Origin of the sequence: Bacillus sp. MMSF_3328 (genome assembly GCF_030733525.1) — a bacterium.
Lineage (GTDB): Bacteria > Bacillota > Bacilli > Bacillales > Cytobacillaceae > Bacillus_AB > Bacillus_AB infantis.
In genome coordinates this window covers 118,544-135,556 of record NZ_JASHIV010000003.1, presented here as the reverse complement: position 1 = coordinate 135,556, position 17,013 = coordinate 118,544, and the positions used below count along the sequence as shown (strand labels likewise).

14 protein-coding genes are annotated in these 17,013 nt (G+C 46.9%); 13 read left to right on the top strand and 1 reads right to left on the bottom strand.

The window, feature by feature from the left end; genetic code table 11:
- Nucleotides 1-13: 13 nt before the first annotated feature.
- From RBB45_RS06875 to RBB45_RS06835, 9 genes are all read left to right on the top strand, one after another.
- Entirely contained in the window at nucleotides 14-922 is a 909-nt protein-coding gene (locus RBB45_RS06875; protein ID WP_306009307.1) for a fumarylacetoacetate hydrolase family protein, read from the top strand.
- A 133-nt stretch (nucleotides 923-1,055) separates the two neighbouring features.
- On the top strand, nucleotides 1,056-1,415 hold the full coding sequence (locus RBB45_RS06870) for a YisL family protein (RefSeq protein ID WP_009794028.1): 360 nt from the start codon (nucleotides 1,056-1,058) through the stop codon (nucleotides 1,413-1,415).
- Nucleotides 1,416-1,621: 206 nt separating this feature from the next.
- Nucleotides 1,622-4,546, top strand: a complete 2,925-nt coding sequence (locus tag RBB45_RS06865) for a bifunctional diguanylate cyclase/phosphodiesterase (RefSeq protein ID WP_306009306.1) — start codon at nucleotides 1,622-1,624, stop codon at nucleotides 4,544-4,546.
- A gap of 38 nt (nucleotides 4,547-4,584) precedes the next feature.
- Nucleotides 4,585-4,761, top strand: a complete 177-nt coding sequence (locus RBB45_RS06860) for a hypothetical protein (RefSeq protein ID WP_009794030.1) — start codon at nucleotides 4,585-4,587, stop codon at nucleotides 4,759-4,761.
- A 73-nt stretch (nucleotides 4,762-4,834) separates the two neighbouring features.
- Nucleotides 4,835-5,941 carry a sensor histidine kinase gene (locus RBB45_RS06855; RefSeq protein WP_306009305.1) on the top strand — a complete coding sequence of 369 codons (1,107 nt, stop codon included), beginning with the start codon at nucleotides 4,835-4,837 and terminating at the stop codon, nucleotides 5,939-5,941.
- The gene (locus tag RBB45_RS06850; RefSeq protein ID WP_306009304.1) at nucleotides 5,938-6,570 is read left to right on the top strand and encodes a response regulator; all 633 of its coding nucleotides are present in this window, start codon (nucleotides 5,938-5,940) and stop codon (nucleotides 6,568-6,570) included. The genes RBB45_RS06855 and RBB45_RS06850 overlap by 4 nt, the downstream gene beginning before the upstream one ends.
- Before the next feature lie 247 nt (nucleotides 6,571-6,817).
- Nucleotides 6,818-7,750: an ABC transporter ATP-binding protein gene (locus RBB45_RS06845; RefSeq protein ID WP_009794033.1), complete on the top strand. Its 933-nt coding sequence runs from the start codon at nucleotides 6,818-6,820 to the stop codon at nucleotides 7,748-7,750.
- Nucleotides 7,751-7,761: 11 nt separating this feature from the next.
- Nucleotides 7,762-9,024: an ABC transporter permease gene (locus RBB45_RS06840; RefSeq protein WP_306009303.1), complete on the top strand. Its 1,263-nt coding sequence runs from the start codon at nucleotides 7,762-7,764 to the stop codon at nucleotides 9,022-9,024.
- Complete coding sequence (locus RBB45_RS06835) at nucleotides 9,021-10,115, top strand: ABC transporter permease (protein WP_306009302.1); 1,095 nt, start codon at nucleotides 9,021-9,023, stop codon at nucleotides 10,113-10,115. Before RBB45_RS06840 ends, RBB45_RS06835 begins: the two co-directional genes overlap by 4 nt.
- Before the next feature lie 54 nt (nucleotides 10,116-10,169).
- Here RBB45_RS06835 and RBB45_RS06830 read toward each other — a convergent pair whose 3' ends face one another.
- The gene (locus tag RBB45_RS06830; protein ID WP_306009301.1) at nucleotides 10,170-10,733 is read right to left on the bottom strand and encodes a DUF2777 domain-containing protein; all 564 of its coding nucleotides are present in this window, start codon (nucleotides 10,731-10,733) and stop codon (nucleotides 10,170-10,172) included.
- Nucleotides 10,734-11,188: 455 nt separating this feature from the next.
- Between RBB45_RS06830 and asnB the strand changes: the two genes are divergently transcribed.
- The 4 genes from asnB (at nucleotide 11,189) to RBB45_RS06810 (ending at nucleotide 17,004) form a co-directional block, all read left to right on the top strand.
- On the top strand, nucleotides 11,189-13,036 hold the full coding sequence (asnB, locus tag RBB45_RS06825; protein WP_306009300.1) for an asparagine synthase (glutamine-hydrolyzing): 1,848 nt from the start codon (nucleotides 11,189-11,191) through the stop codon (nucleotides 13,034-13,036).
- A 140-nt stretch (nucleotides 13,037-13,176) separates the two neighbouring features.
- Nucleotides 13,177-14,709 carry a phytoene desaturase family protein gene (locus RBB45_RS06820; protein ID WP_224950012.1) on the top strand — a complete coding sequence of 511 codons (1,533 nt, stop codon included), beginning with the start codon at nucleotides 13,177-13,179 and terminating at the stop codon, nucleotides 14,707-14,709.
- Nucleotides 14,706-16,175, top strand: coding sequence for a phytoene desaturase family protein (locus RBB45_RS06815; RefSeq protein ID WP_224950252.1), 1,470 nt, complete (start codon nucleotides 14,706-14,708; stop codon nucleotides 16,173-16,175). Before RBB45_RS06820 ends, RBB45_RS06815 begins: the two co-directional genes overlap by 4 nt.
- Nucleotides 16,168-17,004: a phytoene/squalene synthase family protein gene (locus tag RBB45_RS06810; protein WP_224950014.1), complete on the top strand. Its 837-nt coding sequence runs from the start codon at nucleotides 16,168-16,170 to the stop codon at nucleotides 17,002-17,004. The genes RBB45_RS06815 and RBB45_RS06810 overlap by 8 nt, the downstream gene beginning before the upstream one ends.
- Nucleotides 17,005-17,013: the final 9 nt, after the last annotated feature.

Here is a 17,013-nt window from a genome sequence, read left to right as displayed (position 1 = left end):
AGAGGTGATGACGATGAGGTTTGCAACTGCTGAGGATGGAAGCGGTGTTTTTATCGGGGTCCTGGAAGAAGGGACTGATCTGATTCTTCCCCTCGCTAAGGCAGAAAAAAGAAGGAGCGGGAAAAAGGAAATCCCAGAGTCGCTCCTGGAGGCAGTCTCCATGGGGGAAGAATTTGTACATAAAGCAAGTGAGCTCCTGAATTGGGCCAAAGGCAATGAAGCAGGGAAGGAGCTTCTGCTTCCGCTTGAATCAGTGAAGCTGCTGGCCCCAATTCCGAAGCCCGTCAAAAACATATTATGCGTGGGGAAAAACTATGCTGAGCATGCCATTGAAATGGGAAGCAAGGATGATATACCTGAGCATATCATGGTTTTCACAAAGGCGCCGACATCTGTTTCGGGTCCGGAAGAGGAAGTGCTTTCGCATGCGGGAGTGACGGAGCAGCTGGATTATGAAGGCGAGCTGGCTGTTGTGATCGGCAAGGCTGGGCGGGGCATCAGTGAGGAAGAAGCCCTCAGCCATGTTTTCGGCTACACGATCATCAATGATGTAACGGCCAGGGATCTTCAGGCAAAACATAAGCAATTTTTTATTGGAAAAAGCCTTGATTCCACCTGTCCGATGGGTCCATGGATTGTCCATAAATCTGCCATTGAAAACCCAGGCAGGCTGGATATTGAGACAAAGATCAATGGGGAGGTAAGGCAAAGCTCCAATACGGAAAACTTCATTTTTCCAATTGAAGTCATCATTTCCGAGCTATCAAAGGGAATGACCCTTGAGCCGGGAGATATCATTGCTACTGGCACACCCGCAGGGGTAGGGAAGGGATTCAAGCCTCCGCGCTTTCTCAACCCCGGAGATGTAATGGAAGTTACCGTGGAAAAAATAGGGACGCTCCGCAACAGGATAGAGGGTTAAGCTGGAAAATATGATTTTTTTAACACAAATGTCACAAAATCATGGCCGGCTCTTTAAAGCGCTGTGTTTATCTTAGGCTTTTCCATGCAGATATGGTATGATTTAAACGAATTTTTAATAGGAGGCCTGGTGAATGACACACGCTCATATTTTTACCTGGGTTGTAGCACTTGTCTTATTTTTCGCAGCGCTTGGAATGCATAACAGCGGCAAAGCAAAAGGTGTAAAGGTCGTTCAGATGATCTTAAGGCTCTTTTACCTGCTGATCATCGGTACGGGCATTTGGATGCTGACTTCGGGGATCAATATCGATCTTCTGTATGTACTGAAGGCACTTCTTGGCTTATGGGTGATTGCCATGATTGAAATGATCATCATCCGCACTACAAAAGGAAAGAAAACTTCCATCCTATGGGTCCAGTTCGTTGTGGCTGCCATTCTGGTTATCTACCTCGGACTGAGGCTGCCGCTTGGATTCCATCCTTTTGCATAAAAAGCACAGAACAAAAAAACTGCTCCGGCAGTTTTTTTGTTTGGGTCTGTATAGACCGCTCCTGCCGTATTTTCCTCTTCCGGCTCCTCTTCTAACATGCTGCGAAAACATCTATTCATACAATATTTCTATAATAGCAATGTTATCTAACGGTAAATATGGTATTTTTATCATATAGATAAAATAACATAATTGTGGTGGAGATCATGATATTAACTTTAAGCTGTAGATATATACATAAAAGCAGGCTGATTCAATATATACAGGAAAACGCAATCGGTGAATATCCTAATGTCCTTGTGCAGGTATTCTCAGGTGCAGAAGACTGCAGGGATATTTATGAGATACAGGAAACAATGAAGGAACATCTGCCTTCTGCAGCCATGATCGGCTGTACTTCTGCGGGTGAGATATACAATGGGAAAATGCTTGAAGGAGAGACGGTCATCACTTTCTCATTATTCAAGGAAACCCAGGTGAAAACAGGACTGTTTAAAAGCGGGGATTACAGGAATCCATTTGAAATGGGCAAAAGCATTGCCTCGGCGCTTGCCTCATATGATGCCAAAGCCTTGATCCTCTTTTCGGCTGGATTTGACCTTGATATGCAGGCAGTCCTTGATGGTGTATATGATATCCGTCCTGATATAGCAGTTGCAGGAGGAGCGGCAGGGAATCACAGGAATATGGATGAAACTGTTATCTTTGCCGGCGGAGAAACGTCAGGGAGGGGAGTCTCCGCGGCTGTGCTCCAGAACGAAGGGCTTATCGTTGAAGCGGGCAGCAATTACAAGTGGCAGGAAATCGGCAAAAGCTTTAAAGTCACAAAAGCCCGGCATAATCAGATTTTTAGCATTGATGATAAGAAACCGCTGCAGATTCTGAATCAATATCTTGGGGAAGAGCTCGTCAGGGGCCTGCCGGCATCAGGGATTGAATTTCCCTTTCTGCTGGAGGGGGATGAAGAAAAGGCCTCCATTTTTATAACAAAAGTTTTGGGAAATGGGGCAGTTGAAGTAAATCGCCCTGTAAAAGAAGGACAAAAGCTTGCATTTGCTTATCAGAATATTGATGAAATTATCGAGGCATCTGTTAAAGATCTGCGAAATTTGGCGAGGAAGCCTGCTGAAGCCTTTTTTGTCTATGCATGCCTTGCAAGAAAAGGATTCCTCCTTGATTTTACTCATAAGGAGCTGTCGTGGTTACAGGAAATTGCTCCTGTATCAGGACTTTTTACATATGGAGAAATTGCCGCAAAGGAAGATGGTCCTCCGAAGATGGTGGGACATGCCTTCACATACCTTTCCATCAGAGAAGGAGTGCAGCATGTGACGAAGGTCCGCAAAGGGTTTGGTGAATATGCCAAACCTAAGCATTTCCGTACCCTCTCTGCTTTGACCCATCTGATGCATGCTTCCAAGGATGATATAAAGATGCTGAATAATAGTTTAAGTGTTTCGGAGCAATATTACCGGTCCCTTTTTGACAACAACGCCGATTTTGTCTATTCGACAGATATGCAGGGCAATTTTACAAGCATTAATCCAGCCTTTAAGCGCAACTTCGGGTTCAATGAAAAAGAGGTGATCGGGAAACCGGCGCTCAGGTTCATCGACAGCCGGGATGTGGCCAGGGTCAGGAGGCATTTCTACCGGACGGTGAATGGTAAAGAGCAGTATTATAACCTCGAGATACAATCAAAAAATGGGGCCAGGAATCTTTATGAACTGAAGAATATCCCAATTACTGTGGAGGGTGAGCCTGCAGGCATATACTGCATCGGAAGGAATATCACCGAGCAGAAGAGAATTGAACAGGAAATGACCCAGCTTGCTTATTATGATAAAGATACTGGGCTGCCAAACCGCCTGAAGTTCATGGAAGAACTTGATGATCTGCTGCAGAAGGCAAAGAAGAAGAAGCGCCCGCTTGCTGTTCTTTTTATGGATATAGACCGCTTTAAACTGATTAATGACAGCCTGGGACATTATGCCGGCGACCAGATACTCAGGCAGATAGCCGGAAGGATTGAAGCAATCCTCCCTCCCGGATCCTTTTTCGGCCGGTTCAGCGGAGATAAATTTACGCTTATCCTTGCGAAGGAGGCGGACTCCTCCCGCGTCACGAAGCTGTCCAATCATATTCTGCAGGCAATTTCCTCCCCAGTCTATTACGGGGAGCAGGAATTCTTTATAACCGGGAGCATAGGTGCCAGCCTCTATCCCGGTGATGGACATGAAAAAGAAACATTGATGAAAAATGCCGATATTGCCATGAACCGTTCAAAACATCAGGGGGGAAACAGGCTTACATACTATTCGACGGAGATGAATGAGCAGACGCTGCTTAAGCTGGAACTGGAGAGCTATCTGAGAAAAGCCCTGCAGAAGAAAGAGTTCTTTCTCTGCTATCAGCCCCTGACCAATCTCGAAACTGGTGCCATATATGGGAGCGAGGCGCTGATCCGCTGGAATCATCCGAAGCTTGGACTGGTATCTCCGGGTGATTTTATCCCGCTGGCTGAAGAAACCGGCCTGATTAATGAAATAGGCCATTGGGTGCTGCAGACCGCCTGCAGACAGACGAAAGAATGGCATAATAAGGGGCTCGGGAGCTTAACTGTGTCTGTTAATGTTTCTGTACATCAGTTCCAGCAGCCGGGTTTTGTGCATAAGGTCCTTCAGGTATTGAAGGAAACAATGCTTGAACCGCAGTTTCTGGTTCTGGAGCTGACAGAAAGCTCAATGCTCCGGAATATGGAGAACAGCATCCTTGTGATACAGGAGCTTCAGAGGAACGGCATAAGGGTTGCCATTGACGATTTCGGGACTGGCTATTCCTCTTTGAGCTATTTGAAGCATTTGCCTATAGATGCATTGAAGATTGACCGATCTTTCATAGATAATCTTCGATCCGGCTCGCCTGATATTGCCATTGTGAATGCAATCATCACCATGGGGCTAGGCCTGCATGTCAAGGTGGTTGCCGAGGGAGTGGAGACCGCAGAGCAAATGCGCCTGCTGAAGGACTTGAAATGCCATTTTGCCCAGGGGTTCTTTATACACAGGCCGCTTGGCGCTGAACAGTTTGAAGAAGAGCTTGGCAAAAAAGCTGCTTTGAATCTGTCCTAGATTATTCAAAGAACTGGATCCGTATAGGGGGGAGAAGTATGTCAGGAGCATGGATCTTGATCATTCTTATTGTTGTGCTGATTGTAATCACTTATGCTGTCCAGGCATTCGGAAAGTATAGCAGCCATCCGGTTTTGTCCCAGAAAGAAGTGCTCGAAGCTATAAAAAAGCGAGAAAATGAGGAAGCAGCCGGAAAAAATCCTGACGGGTTTTGAAAACTTTTTGGACATGGTGCTGCTGTCTGATCGGCCGTCCAGGCTGTAGTACTTGAGTTTGAAGGAGGACCGGATGATACCTTTTTATATACGATTCCTGATTATGGCGGCTATTTGGGCCGGTCTGTTCTTTTTCATTGAAAACACAGCCCGCCCCATTTATCTTTTCAGCTGTTCCTTATCTTTCGCAGCTTATTTCCTGCTTGCAGTCACTGAAAGGAAGCTCATCCTTTATTCCTTGATGATGCTCAATCTCCCTCTGATTGCCATTTACTTGGATAGGTCTGCATGGCCTTTTCTGCTGTTGGCCGCGATTTTTTACTTGTACGAAGCAGCCCAGTCGATCCGGCCGGCCGCTTTTTACAGCCTTCTGGGCGGAACAGCCTTACTGGCGGCCTTCACCATGATTTTCCTCAGGCCTTCCGTCATAGCGGTCACGCTGGCCATTGCCGCACTGGGCGTGGGATATGCCGCCTGCATCGGGCTGAATTCGGCGCGCTGCAGACTTGAGGAGCTAAGGGAGCTTTATGATCAGGTGCTTGAAGAATACCGGAAGGCCAAACGGGTGGCTCTTAAGAATGAAGGGGCAGCAAAGGCAGAAGAAAGGACAAGAATTGCACGTGATATCCATGATTCTGTCGGACATAAGCTGACAGCGCTGGGAATGGAAATGCAGAGCATGCTGCTTAAGGAGCATAACACCAGCATTGCCAGAATGAAGCATACAGTGGAGGAATGCCTGGAGGAAACAAGGCGGGCAGTACGGGCCCTTAAATCAGAGGCGATTGAAGGAATCCCTGCCATCATCCAGCTGGTGAGGAAGCTGGAGAGCGAAAGCAGCCTGCGGATCCGTTTTACAACAAAGCAAGGGGTCTTAAGCCTGGTCCTTTCTAATATACATAGCATAGCTTTATATCGGATCATTCAGGAGGCTTTGACGAACTGCCTTAAATACAGCGAATCTAGAGAAGTTGATGTCATTCTGGGTGTCTCCTCTGTTGGGGGGGTATCCTTTGAAATCAGGAATGCCTTTCATAGCCCAGGCCCCATTCACGAAAGCTTTGGCCTTAAAAGCATCAGGGAAAGGGTCCATGGGGCAGGAGGCACTGTCCAGATCTATTGTGATGGCAGCCAGTTTGTCATCATGGGGTCCATTCCTGTAAAGGGGGATAAAAATTGAATAGGATATTAATAGTTGAAGATCAAGTGATTGTCAGGCAGGGGCTGAGGATGATCATTGAACAGGATGGTGCCTTTTCTGTAGCCGGTGAAGCGGAAAACGGCCAGGAAGCGATAGAAAAGATGGAATCCCATGGAGCTGACATTATCCTGATGGACATCCAAATGCCCGTCATGAATGGCATAGAAGCGACCAGGATGATCAAAAAAAGGTGGCCAGCCGTAAAGATACTGATTTTGACTACTTTCAATGACGAAGATTATGCACTGCAGACTTTAAGGGAGGGAACAAATGGGTTTTTGCTGAAAACCTCTGACGGACCCCGCCTGCTGCAAGCAATCAGGAGCTGCCTGGAAGGCGGCATCAGCATCCACGAACAGGTTGCGGCTAAAGTTATGCCGAAGCTTCTGGACCATTCATGCCACGAAGAGGCAGAAGTTCCGCTTACTCCCAGGGAACGTGATATTGCCAGGCTAATCGGGCATGGAAAAACTAATAAGGAAATAGCAAATGAGCTGTATCTGTCAGTGGGAACAGTAAAAAATCATTTGACCCAGATTCTGCAGAAGCTGGATCTGCGGGACCGGACACAGCTTGCGATTTTTGCAGTCAAGAATGATATTCTCTAAGATTGGCCGATGTTTTTAAAAACAAGTATGGACAGGGATGGCGGGCCAGTCTCTAGTTTGCCTCATTCTGCAATATATTGCGAAAAAAATCAGGGGCTATAGGGATAGCCCCTTTTCCATGCCTGTTTATCGGAAATCTCCTTGAAAAGTGACGGAGGTCACATCGGGAGTCTGGTTTTAATGACGGAAGACAGTAGTGCGGCTTTCCATTGAAGCTGTATATTGAAGGTAATAAGGGGGAGATGGAATGCTGGAGGCTGTAGAGCTTATAAAGAAATTTAAGAATAAAACCGCAGTGAATGGCGTGAATTTATATCTGGAAAAAGGAGAAACTGTAGGGCTCCTTGGCCCGAATGGGGCGGGCAAATCAACAACCATATCGATGATTTCATCCCTTACATCGCCAACGAGCGGGGATGTAAGGGTCAAAAATGAAAGCATCCTCCAGAAGCCGTCCGGACTAAGGAATATCCTCGGGGTCGTCCCGCAGGAAATTGCTCTTTATAATGAACTGACGGCAAGGGAGAACCTTGAATTCTTTGGGAGGATCCACCGTTTGCCCAAACAGAGGCTAAAACAAAAAACAGAAGAAGTACTGGAAATGATCGGCCTTGAGGACCGGGAAAAGGATTTGGTAAAAACATTTTCAGGAGGCATGAAACGGCGCCTGAATATCGGTGCTGCGCTACTGCATGAACCAGAATTGGTCATTATGGATGAACCTACCGTAGGCATCGATCCCCAGTCCAGGAATTATATTCTTGATACTGTAAAGCGGCTCAACAGGGAAAAGAATATGACTGTCCTGTATACGAGCCATTACATGGAAGAGGTGGAATATCTGTGCGACAGGATCTACATCATGGACCATGGGGAAATCATCGCTTCCGGGACAAAGGATGAAATAAAAAGCATCCTCTCTGCTGAACAGGCAATCAATATAAAGGTTGACCTGATGAGAGGGGAATTCATCCGCCTGCTGGAGGACCATGCCGCAATCAGGCAGCTGTCTGTACAAGAGCAGACTGCGACCATCATCGTTCCTAAACAGGTTCATCTGCTGAAGGACATCTTCCGTTCAGCTGAGCAAACCGGCACAATTGTAACAGCTGTCAATATAGAACTGCCTACCCTTGAAGATGTATTCCTGCATCTGACCGGACGGCAGCTCAGGGATTAGGGGGGAAGGATATGCTTTTTCAAATAATCAAAAAGGATCTCCTGCTTTTTTGGCGCAAGCCGCGTGAACTGATCATCCTTCTCCTGATGCCGTTTGTATTGATCTGCATCCTGGGGAATGCGCTCGGAGCGCTGAATAGCGATGAAATCCCGGATCTTGATATCAAGCTTGCAGTATGGGTCCAGGATGATTATGAAGCTGGTGCCGCAGAAGCTGCCGACATGATAAAGAAATTCCCTATGCCCGATGAAGCGAAGGAAGAAGCTGTAAATGCAGTGAAAATGTTCAACCCTGCCGCCATATTGATTGAGGAAGTTTTCGGCGATGAAGAATTCAGCCGGAGCATCGGCGTGGATTATATTTCAGAAGAGCTGGATTCAGAGCGCCAGGAGGAATACAGCGCGATGCTGACGATTCCGGCAGGCTTTACCACAGATTATTACCGGCACAGCCTGTTGAAGGAAGGTGACCTTCCGGAGCTTGAATTGCAGCTGAATGATTCAGATGCACTCAGGGCAGGGGTAATACGTGATTTCCTGGCCAATTTCCAGGAGCAGATTTCCTTATGGCAGGGGATCCAGAAGCTTGGGATTTCAGCGGGTGATATCAAGGAGGCTGGCATCGATGAACTTGGCGCAATTGAATCTGTCAGCAAAGTAAAGGATGTCAGCTCTGTCAGCTATTATGCCATTGGAATGAGTATGATGTTTGTCTTCTACGTGGCAACCACGGCAGCCAGCTTTGCTTATACCCAGAAGGAAGAACATCTGTATAACAGGATACTTCTTGCGGATGTTCCCAATTCTATTTTCTTTTCAGGCATCTTTTCTGCTGCGGCCATCGTTTGTTTTTTGCAGCTGAATATTCTTTTCGGCCTGTCGGCACTCATTTTTGATGTGTCTTATCCTGATATCATCGACTATCTGATCATCACAGGCGTCATTTCCATCATGATTGGAAGTTTTGCCAGCCTGCTTTCTGCAGTAAACTATCGAAGCAGTTCAGAAAGGGCCGGCCGCGTGTTTGGAAATTTTCTTGTCCCTGTATTTGCTTTTGTGGGAGGCAGCTTTTTTCCTGTTTCCCAGCTGGGCGGCATTTTTGAAAGTCTTGGGTCTTATTCACCCGGGGGAGCGGGAATATCAGCTTACATGAAAATCCTTCAGGGCTATCCGCTTGGAGAAACGGCCGGCCAGCTCTGGTCCCTTGCTGTATTTTCTGCCATACTGCTGTTCGCTGCACTGCTGATGCAGCCTAGAAAGGGGGAGGCGGCATGATTGGAATGCTATGGGGGAAGGTCCTCCTTACATTGAGGAATCCTGGTGCTTTAATTGCCTCTACGATCATCTGCATGGCGTTTGCCTATCTTACCGGGCAGTCCGCATTTGTGAAAATAGAGATTCCGATGTATTCTTCGGCAGATGGAAGCAATGAGGAAATCATAGAAGAGTTGAACAAAGGAGATACTTTCTCGTTCGTCCTGCAGACTGAAGACGAAGCAAAGAAGAAAGTGGCTGAAGGAAACGCGGAGGCTGCCTTGGAGCTTGGCCAGGATTCCTATGTCATTTACCATGCGGGGGCTTCGCAAAATCTGCAGCTGCTGAATCAGTATATCGGACGCTATTATATGAAATCAGTGCAGGAACAGCAGATTGTCCAGCTTGCTGACGATCCGGGTGCGGCTGAAAAGGTCTTTCAGGAGGCGGAAAAAGAACCGGCCTTTCAGCTTGTCCTATCCTCTTTCAATCAGAAAGATGCTGCTGAATACAGCCAGCCGCTGCAGTCTTTATTCGGCTTTACTTTATTCTTTTCCATTTATACGGTGGCTTTTACTGTTGCCGAGATCCTGCGGGATAAGCAGTCCGGACTGTGGGACCGGTTCATCTTATCACCGACATCTAAAGCGGAAATGTACCTGGCGAATCTGCTTTGGAGCTTTTTAGTTGGGTACATCCAAATCATTTTTGTGTTTCTTGTCTTTAAATTTGGTGCAGGTATCGATTTTAATGGAAGGTTCGGGACGGTGCTGATCGCTGTGATTCCGTATCTGTTTTCCATTGTCGCGCTTTCCATTTTCCTGACGGGGCTCGTAAAAACAATGAGCCAGTTCAACAGCATCATTCCTTTGATCAGCGTCAGCTTTGCCATGCTCGGCGGGGCGTACTGGCCGATTGAAATTGTCAGCTCGGAGCTGCTTATCGGCATTTCGCGCTTCATACCTATTACTTATGGAATGGAGATGATGAAGGGAGCTGTAGTGTCCGGCAACTCAATACTGGATATGCTTTATCCAGTAGCGCTTCTCCTATTGATGGGCGTAATCCTCATGGGGCTTGGGATAAGGCTGATTGAGAAGAGACATGTATGAGGGAAGAGAAGATAGAAGAGGCATGGATTATTCAAATCCATGCCTTTATTTCTATCAAGGAGTAATCTTTTCAATAACGAGTCTTTTTCCTGTGTTGAGTGTGAATTCGAACCGGTCGCTCTTTTTTTCGTAATAGCAGAAATGGTGCTGGACATTGCAAATGCATTCCTGGTTATCAAAAACAATGAAGTTGACTCCGTTTTTCCGCTCGCTGTCATTCAGGAAGTTCAAGTGGTTATAGCAGTAAATGCAGTCGAAGATGGAGAATTGAAGTGAATTCAAGGTGGTGACAAATTGATAAAAGGCATCATCATTCACTTCATCCAGCAATCTTTCGAGAGAGAAGGTGAGGTGTTTTTTCATCCGGATGCTGTCCTGGTTTTTCAGTGAAATCACTTCATCCGCAAGTCCGATTCGCCCATTTTCAAATAAGACACCTTTTTTCCACCGCTTATACCGCAATACTTCTATTTCCTGATGGAGGAATTCATCCAATATTGAGGCTTCTTCTGTTTCTTCATCGAAAAAAACCCACTGCTCGTTGATGCATTCGACTGTGCCAAGCATGAATGCCCGGGTTTGGAACTCATAGAGTTTGGTTCGCTGCTGTCTGTTCATCTTGTACCTCCATATGATTCCTTCAACATCCTTTTTAGACATAAAGTCAGGAATTTATAACCGCTAAGCTCTCCCAAAGAATGAAAATCGCTGGCTCTCGTACTGGCAGGAGTCCTGGTGAATGTTAAGATCACAGGTAAAAAAATAGCCAATCGGTATACTTGAATAGTTTATATATTTACATTGGATCCTTAAGAATGTTCATGGAGCCTTCAAAGGGCAGAAATAATGATAGGAGTTCATGGAAAAAGAGGCAAGCGTAGTGCGGCAAACCTAACTTTCTACTAAGTGGTTCTGTATCTCTGCCTAAATCAATAAGATGGTCAGATTTTCTGACATTATTATTTTTGAATAATCATCCATACGGGACAATTAACCATTTCCTAGGCCCTGCATACAATGTCATCATGCAAAAGGATGAAACCTGATTTCCGCTGACGAAAGGATGATGAAGAATGTGTGGAATAACGGGCTGGATTGATTTTAGCAGAGATTTGCGAAAAGAGGCTGCAGCAGTCGGGAAAATGGCGGAAACACTGGCAAAGCGCGGGCCGGACGATACAAATGTATGGACCGATATCCACGCGGGATTTGGCCATAAACGTCTTTCCGTCGTCGATCCTGCCGGCGGCAGACAGCCGATGTCCAGGCAGGCAAAAGGCAGCGTTTATACAATATGCTATAATGGCGAGCTTTATAATACAGAAGATATCCGAAAAGAACTCCTTATAAAAGGATATTCTTTCAGCACTCATTCTGATACAGAAGTTCTGCTGACAGCTTATATAGAATGGAAAGAAAATTGCCTGGACCACTTGAATGGGATATTTGCCTTCGCGGTATGGGACGAGGAGGAAAATCGCCTGTTCATTGCAAGAGACCGCCTTGGCGTTAAACCGCTTTTTTATAAAGAAACTGCAAAGGGGATCATTTTCGGCTCTGAGCTTAAAGCGATCCTGGCCCATCCGGAAGTGCGTACTGAGATTGACCGTGAAGGGCTGGCTGAAGTATTTGGCCTCGGGCCGTCCCGTTCCCCTGGCAGCGGAGTCTTTAGAGGAATAAAAGAGCTTAGGCCAGCCCATGCGCTGGCATTATCAAGGGAAGGGCAAAAAATCTGGCGCTATTGGAATGTGAAAAGTGCGGAGCATACGGACAATCTGGAGGAAACAGCTGAAAAGGTGAGGCATTTATTTACAGATGCCGTCACAAGGCAGCTCGTGTCAGATGTGCCGTTATGCACCTTCCTGTCTGGCGGAGTGGATTCGAGTGCCATTACGGCGGTTGCTTCCCGTGCCTATGAAAAAGAGGGAAAAGGGCCGCTGCACACCTATTCCATTGATTATGAAGATAATGATAAGCATTTCAAGGCAAATGAATTCCAGCCTAACTCTGACGGAGCTTTTATCAGGAAGATGACCGAAGAATTCCAGACCATACATCACGCAAGCATCATCTCTCAGGGCGAGCTGGCAGAACATCTGAGGGAAGCCGTCCTTGTGAGGGATCTGCCGGGGATGGCAGATGTCGATTCTTCGCTGCTGTGGTTTTGTAAAGAAATCAAACATGACTTTACCGTAAGCCTTTCAGGTGAATGCGCTGATGAGATATTCGGGGGCTACCCATGGTTTCACCGAGAGGATGATTTGAACCGCAGCGGCTTTCCATGGATGCGTTCGATTCAGGAAAGGCAGCAATTGCTGAAGCCGCATTGGAGGGAGAAGCTCCAGCTTGAAGAATATATGCACAGCAAATACAGGGAAACCGTTGCTGAGACGCCTGTGCTTGAAGGGGAAACCGCTCAGGAGGCAAGAAGGAGGGAGCTTTTCTACCTCAATAAGATCTGGTTCATGACGACGCTGCTGGACCGCAAAGACAGGATGAGCATGGGAGCGAGCCTTGAGGTAAGGGTCCCGTTTGCTGACCACAGGCTGGTCGAATATGCATGGAATATCCCATGGGAGATGAAGATGCTCGGCGGCCGGGAAAAAGGAATCCTGCGCAAGGCTCTTGAAGGGATCCTTCCAGATGAGGTTTTATACCGCAAAAAGAGCCCGTATCCGAAAACACATAATCCTGAGTATACGAAAGCTGTAAAAGGCATGCTCTCCGGAATTCTGGCAGACAGAAGCTCTGCCCTGTATGAATTCTTTGATGCAGAACAGTTGAAGAACATAACCGAAACAGAGGGGAATTCCTTCCAGGAGCCATGGTTCGGCCAGCTGATGACAGGGCCCCAGCTTCTTGCCCATCTTGTCCAGATGGAAATATGGTTTAAAGAATACAACATTAATATTGCTGATTGACCCTGGAGCCTGCTTTTTGCAGGTTCTTTTCTTTGTATCCGAAGAGACCAGATACCTTAAAGATTGCCAGTTTCAAAGTATCTCTGTATAATGTTTGTATAACTATTGTATAATATCGGAATATAAAAGGAGGCCAGAAGATGGCTAAAAAAATCGTAATCATCGGGGCCGGACCCGGGGGGCTCGCTGCATCCATGCTCTTATCCAGCCGCGGATATGAGGTGGATGTCTATGAGAAGCAGTCATATCTGGGGGGCAGGACAGGGAGCATAAAAAAGAACGGTTTTACTTTTGACATCGGGCCTACTTTTCTCAGTATGCCCCATATTGCTGAAGAGCTTTTCGCAGCAAGCGGCAGAAGACTCTCTGATTATCTGCAGCTTAAGGAATTAAAAGAGATGTATGAACTAATCTTTGAGGATGCCGGAATTCATATGACAAGCGACCGGAATGAAATGGTCCGCAGGATAGAAGAAAAGTTCCCCGGGAATGGCGGCGGCTATATCCGTTTCATGGAAGATACAGAAAGGAAAATGTCAGCATTGATGCCCATCCTGCAATCACGGATGGACAGGTACCGGCATTATTTAAGCTGGAAGGTCATTAAAGCGCTGCCTGAGCTTTCTCTTGGAAAGAGCCTGTATGATGTGCTTTCCCGTTATTTTGACAGTGAAACGCTTCGGCTCGCCTTTACTTTCCAATCTAAATATCTCGGGATGTCTCCCTGGGAATGCCCTGGCGCTTTTTCGATCCTTTCCTTTATGGAGCATGAGTATGGGATCTACCATCCGATCGGAGGCTTGAACCAGCTGCCCGAAGCGATGGCAAAAGTCACCATGGAGCACGGGGGCAGGATCCATCTCGGCAAGGGCGTGAAGAGCCTTTGGATGGAAGGCCGTGACAGCAGGGGCATCATCCTGGAATCAGGTGAGAAGGTACCTGCTGATGAAGTCATCATCAATGCCGATTTTGCCAAAGCGATGAGCACGATCCTGAATGAGGGAAGCCTGAAAAAATATAAAACCCGCAAACTCGAAAAAAAGAAATATTCCTGTTCAACGTTCATGATTTACCTCGGGCTCGATAAGCAGTATGACCTCCCGCACCACACCATCTGCTTTGCCGGGGATTACAAAAGGAATGTAGAAGAAATTACGAAAACACTCAGCTTGTCCGGAGACCCTTCCATCTATATCCAGAATCCATCTGCCACAGATCCGACACTGGCGCCGGAAGGGAAATCAGCACTTTATATCCTTGCACCTGTTCCGAATAACTTCAGCGGCGTTGAATGGGACAGCAGGCAGGAAGAGTTCAGGAATCTTGTTCTGGATATTGTAGAAAGGAAGACCGGCTTTAAAGGCTTAAGGGATCATATAGAATTTGAAAAAATCATCAGTCCTAAAAATTGGGAAGAAGATCTGCATGTCTATAAAGGCGCGACTTTTAATCTTGGGCATCAGCTTTCACAAATGATGGTGCTGAGGCCGCATAACCGATTTGAGGAAGCGGGGAATACATGGCTGGTCGGCGGAGGGACCCACCCTGGGAGCGGGCTGCCGACCATATTGGAGTCGGCGAGGATTACGGCAAAAATGATACTGGAAAAGGACGGGCTGGAATTGCCGGAACAAGATGGCCGCAGCTTGCCGGGACTGGAGGAAGCATTATGAAAACGGCGGTTATCGGCGGAGGGATCGGCGGTATGACATCTGCACTGCTGCTGGCAGACGATGGCCATGAAGTCGTCATCTTAGAAAAGGAAAATAAGCTTGGAGGAAGGCTTGCATTTATGGAGGAAGACGGCTTCCGGATCGATCAGGGGCCAACAATCGTCCTGCTTCCTGATATGATTGAAAGTATCCTGGCAGAAGCAGGGCTTGGGAGGGATCAGTATGAAATGATAAGGCTGGATCCGCTCTATAAAATTACTTTTCCGGACGGAACCGATTATACCAAGCATGCTGACATAGGCGAGCAGGAACGGGAAATAAACCGGAAATTCCCTGAAAGCCTCGCGGGGTTTCAAAGGTTTATGAAGGATATGGACTATCGTTTCCATACGGGCAGGCCTCAGTTTCTTGAACGCCCTTTTTTGGAGAAGGGAGACTTCTGGAATAAAGAGACACTTTCCTCTTTAGCGAGAATGAACGCCCACAAAAGTGTCGATAAACAGCTTTCATCTTATTTCAAGGATGAAAGACTGAGGATTGCCTATGCCCTGCAGACTTTATATATCGGGGGCAATCCGCTGAGCACCCCTGCCATCTACAGTCTTGTGTCTTATAGTGAGCACAAGCATGGCATTTTTTATGTGAAAGGGGGTTATGCCAGCCTGATTGGAAAGCTTGAAGAACTGCTTAAGAAGAAGGGAATAGAAATCCGCCTTGGGAGCCGTGTTGAAAAGCTGCTCACTGATGGCAGGGAGGCCAAGGGAGCCATCGTCAATGGACAGGAAGAAAAATACGACTCCTTTATCCTCAACGGAGATTTTCCTGTAGCGGAAAAAGAGCTGCTGGACCGCAGGAAGAATTATAAAGCCTCCTCCGGCTGCCTGCTTCTATATTTCGGGATCGGGAAGGTTTATGAAGAAGCGATGGTCCACCAGTTTTTCATCGGCCGTGATTTCAATAAAAGCATGGAGGAGATCTTCAAACAGCAGCAGCTTCCGGATGATCCCTCTTATTATACATTCTATCCTTCAGCGATCGATGATTCCCTTGCCCCTGAAGGGAAAAGCGTCCTTTATGTACTCATACCCGCTCCATCAGGAGAACATATCGACTGGAGCAGCAAGGATGAGTATGTTGACAGGATCATCAGCCGGATTGAAAAGGATAGCTTCCCCGGTCTGCGGGAACATATAGAATGGATGAAGATCAGGACTCCTGAGGATGCTCTCCGCGAGGGACTGTATGGAGGAGGAAGCTTTGGGATAGCTCCTTCCCTGTTCCAGTCAGGTATCTTCCGCCCTCAACTGAAGCCTTTCAAGGAAAAGAACATCTATGCGGTCGGTGCGAGCGTCCATCCTGGCGGGGGGATTCCTATTGTCCTCCAGGGAGCAAAAATGCTGGCTGACCATATAAAGCATGAGCATAAGAAGAATTCACAAACGGAAGGAGTGTCGATCGTTGGATAAAGCTGCAGCGGCCTATCAATATTGTGAAGAGGTCATTAAAAAGAATTCAGCCACATTTCACCGGGCTTTTTCTTTCCTGCCGCCTGAGAAAAAAAGGGCTGTCTGGGCCATTTATGCTTTTTGCCGCAGGGTTGATGATATTATGGATGAAGGATCGTGTCCAGAGGAGGAGGTGGCTGCTTTTGAAAAAGAATTTGCCGTATTCCTCGAAGGCGGGCTGCCCCATCAAGATGTTATGCTGTGGACGGCGCTCAGAGATGTGTTTGTCAGCTTTGACATGGACAGCACTCCTTTCTTTGAAATGATTGAAGGACAGAAGATGGATTTATACAAATCAAGATATTATACTGTCGATGAACTTCTTCACTATTCCTATCATGTGGCGAGTACGGTCGGCCTGATGCTGCTTCCTGTCCTTGCGCCTGAAAATGCGGGACAGCTGAAGCATGGCGCCATTAAGCTGGGGCAGGCTATGCAGATTACCAATATACTTCGCGATATTGGCGATGACCTCAAAAGAGATCGGGTTTATCTTCCTGCAGCATTGATGGAGAAGCACGGATATAAGGAGGAAGAACTGCAGTCAGGCCAGCTGAATGCCGCTTTTTTCGGTCTGTTCGAGGAGCTGGCGAAAATCGCCGAGCAATATTATGAAGAAGCGCTGGAAACGATCCACTTGTATCCTCCTTCTTCCAGGACACCAGTCAAGGGTGCTGCCGTCCTTTACAGGGCCATCCTTAATAAAATCCGGAAGAACGGATATAACTCATTTGGAGCAAGAAATTATGTGACGAAGGAAGAAAAAGCAAGGCTCCTCGCTACAATATAAGAAAGGCCT

Coding starts and splice junctions, on each gene's coding strand:
- RBB45_RS06875 (WP_306009307.1), top strand. CDS start 14: ATGAGGTTTGCAACTGCTGAGGATGGAAGCGGTGTTTTTATCGGGGTC.
- RBB45_RS06870 (WP_009794028.1), top strand. CDS start 1,056: ATGACACACGCTCATATTTTTACCTGGGTTGTAGCACTTGTCTTATTT.
- RBB45_RS06865 (WP_306009306.1), top strand. CDS start 1,622: ATGATATTAACTTTAAGCTGTAGATATATACATAAAAGCAGGCTGATT.
- RBB45_RS06860 (WP_009794030.1), top strand. CDS start 4,585: ATGTCAGGAGCATGGATCTTGATCATTCTTATTGTTGTGCTGATTGTA.
- RBB45_RS06855 (WP_306009305.1), top strand. CDS start 4,835: ATGATACCTTTTTATATACGATTCCTGATTATGGCGGCTATTTGGGCC.
- RBB45_RS06845 (WP_009794033.1), top strand. CDS start 6,818: ATGCTGGAGGCTGTAGAGCTTATAAAGAAATTTAAGAATAAAACCGCA.
- RBB45_RS06840 (WP_306009303.1), top strand. CDS start 7,762: ATGCTTTTTCAAATAATCAAAAAGGATCTCCTGCTTTTTTGGCGCAAG.
- RBB45_RS06835 (WP_306009302.1), top strand. CDS start 9,021: ATGATTGGAATGCTATGGGGGAAGGTCCTCCTTACATTGAGGAATCCT.
- RBB45_RS06830 (WP_306009301.1), bottom strand. CDS start 10,733: ATGAACAGACAGCAGCGAACCAAACTCTATGAGTTCCAAACCCGGGCA.
- asnB (WP_306009300.1), top strand. CDS start 11,189: ATGTGTGGAATAACGGGCTGGATTGATTTTAGCAGAGATTTGCGAAAA.
- RBB45_RS06820 (WP_224950012.1), top strand. CDS start 13,177: ATGGCTAAAAAAATCGTAATCATCGGGGCCGGACCCGGGGGGCTCGCT.
- RBB45_RS06815 (WP_224950252.1), top strand. CDS start 14,706: ATGAAAACGGCGGTTATCGGCGGAGGGATCGGCGGTATGACATCTGCA.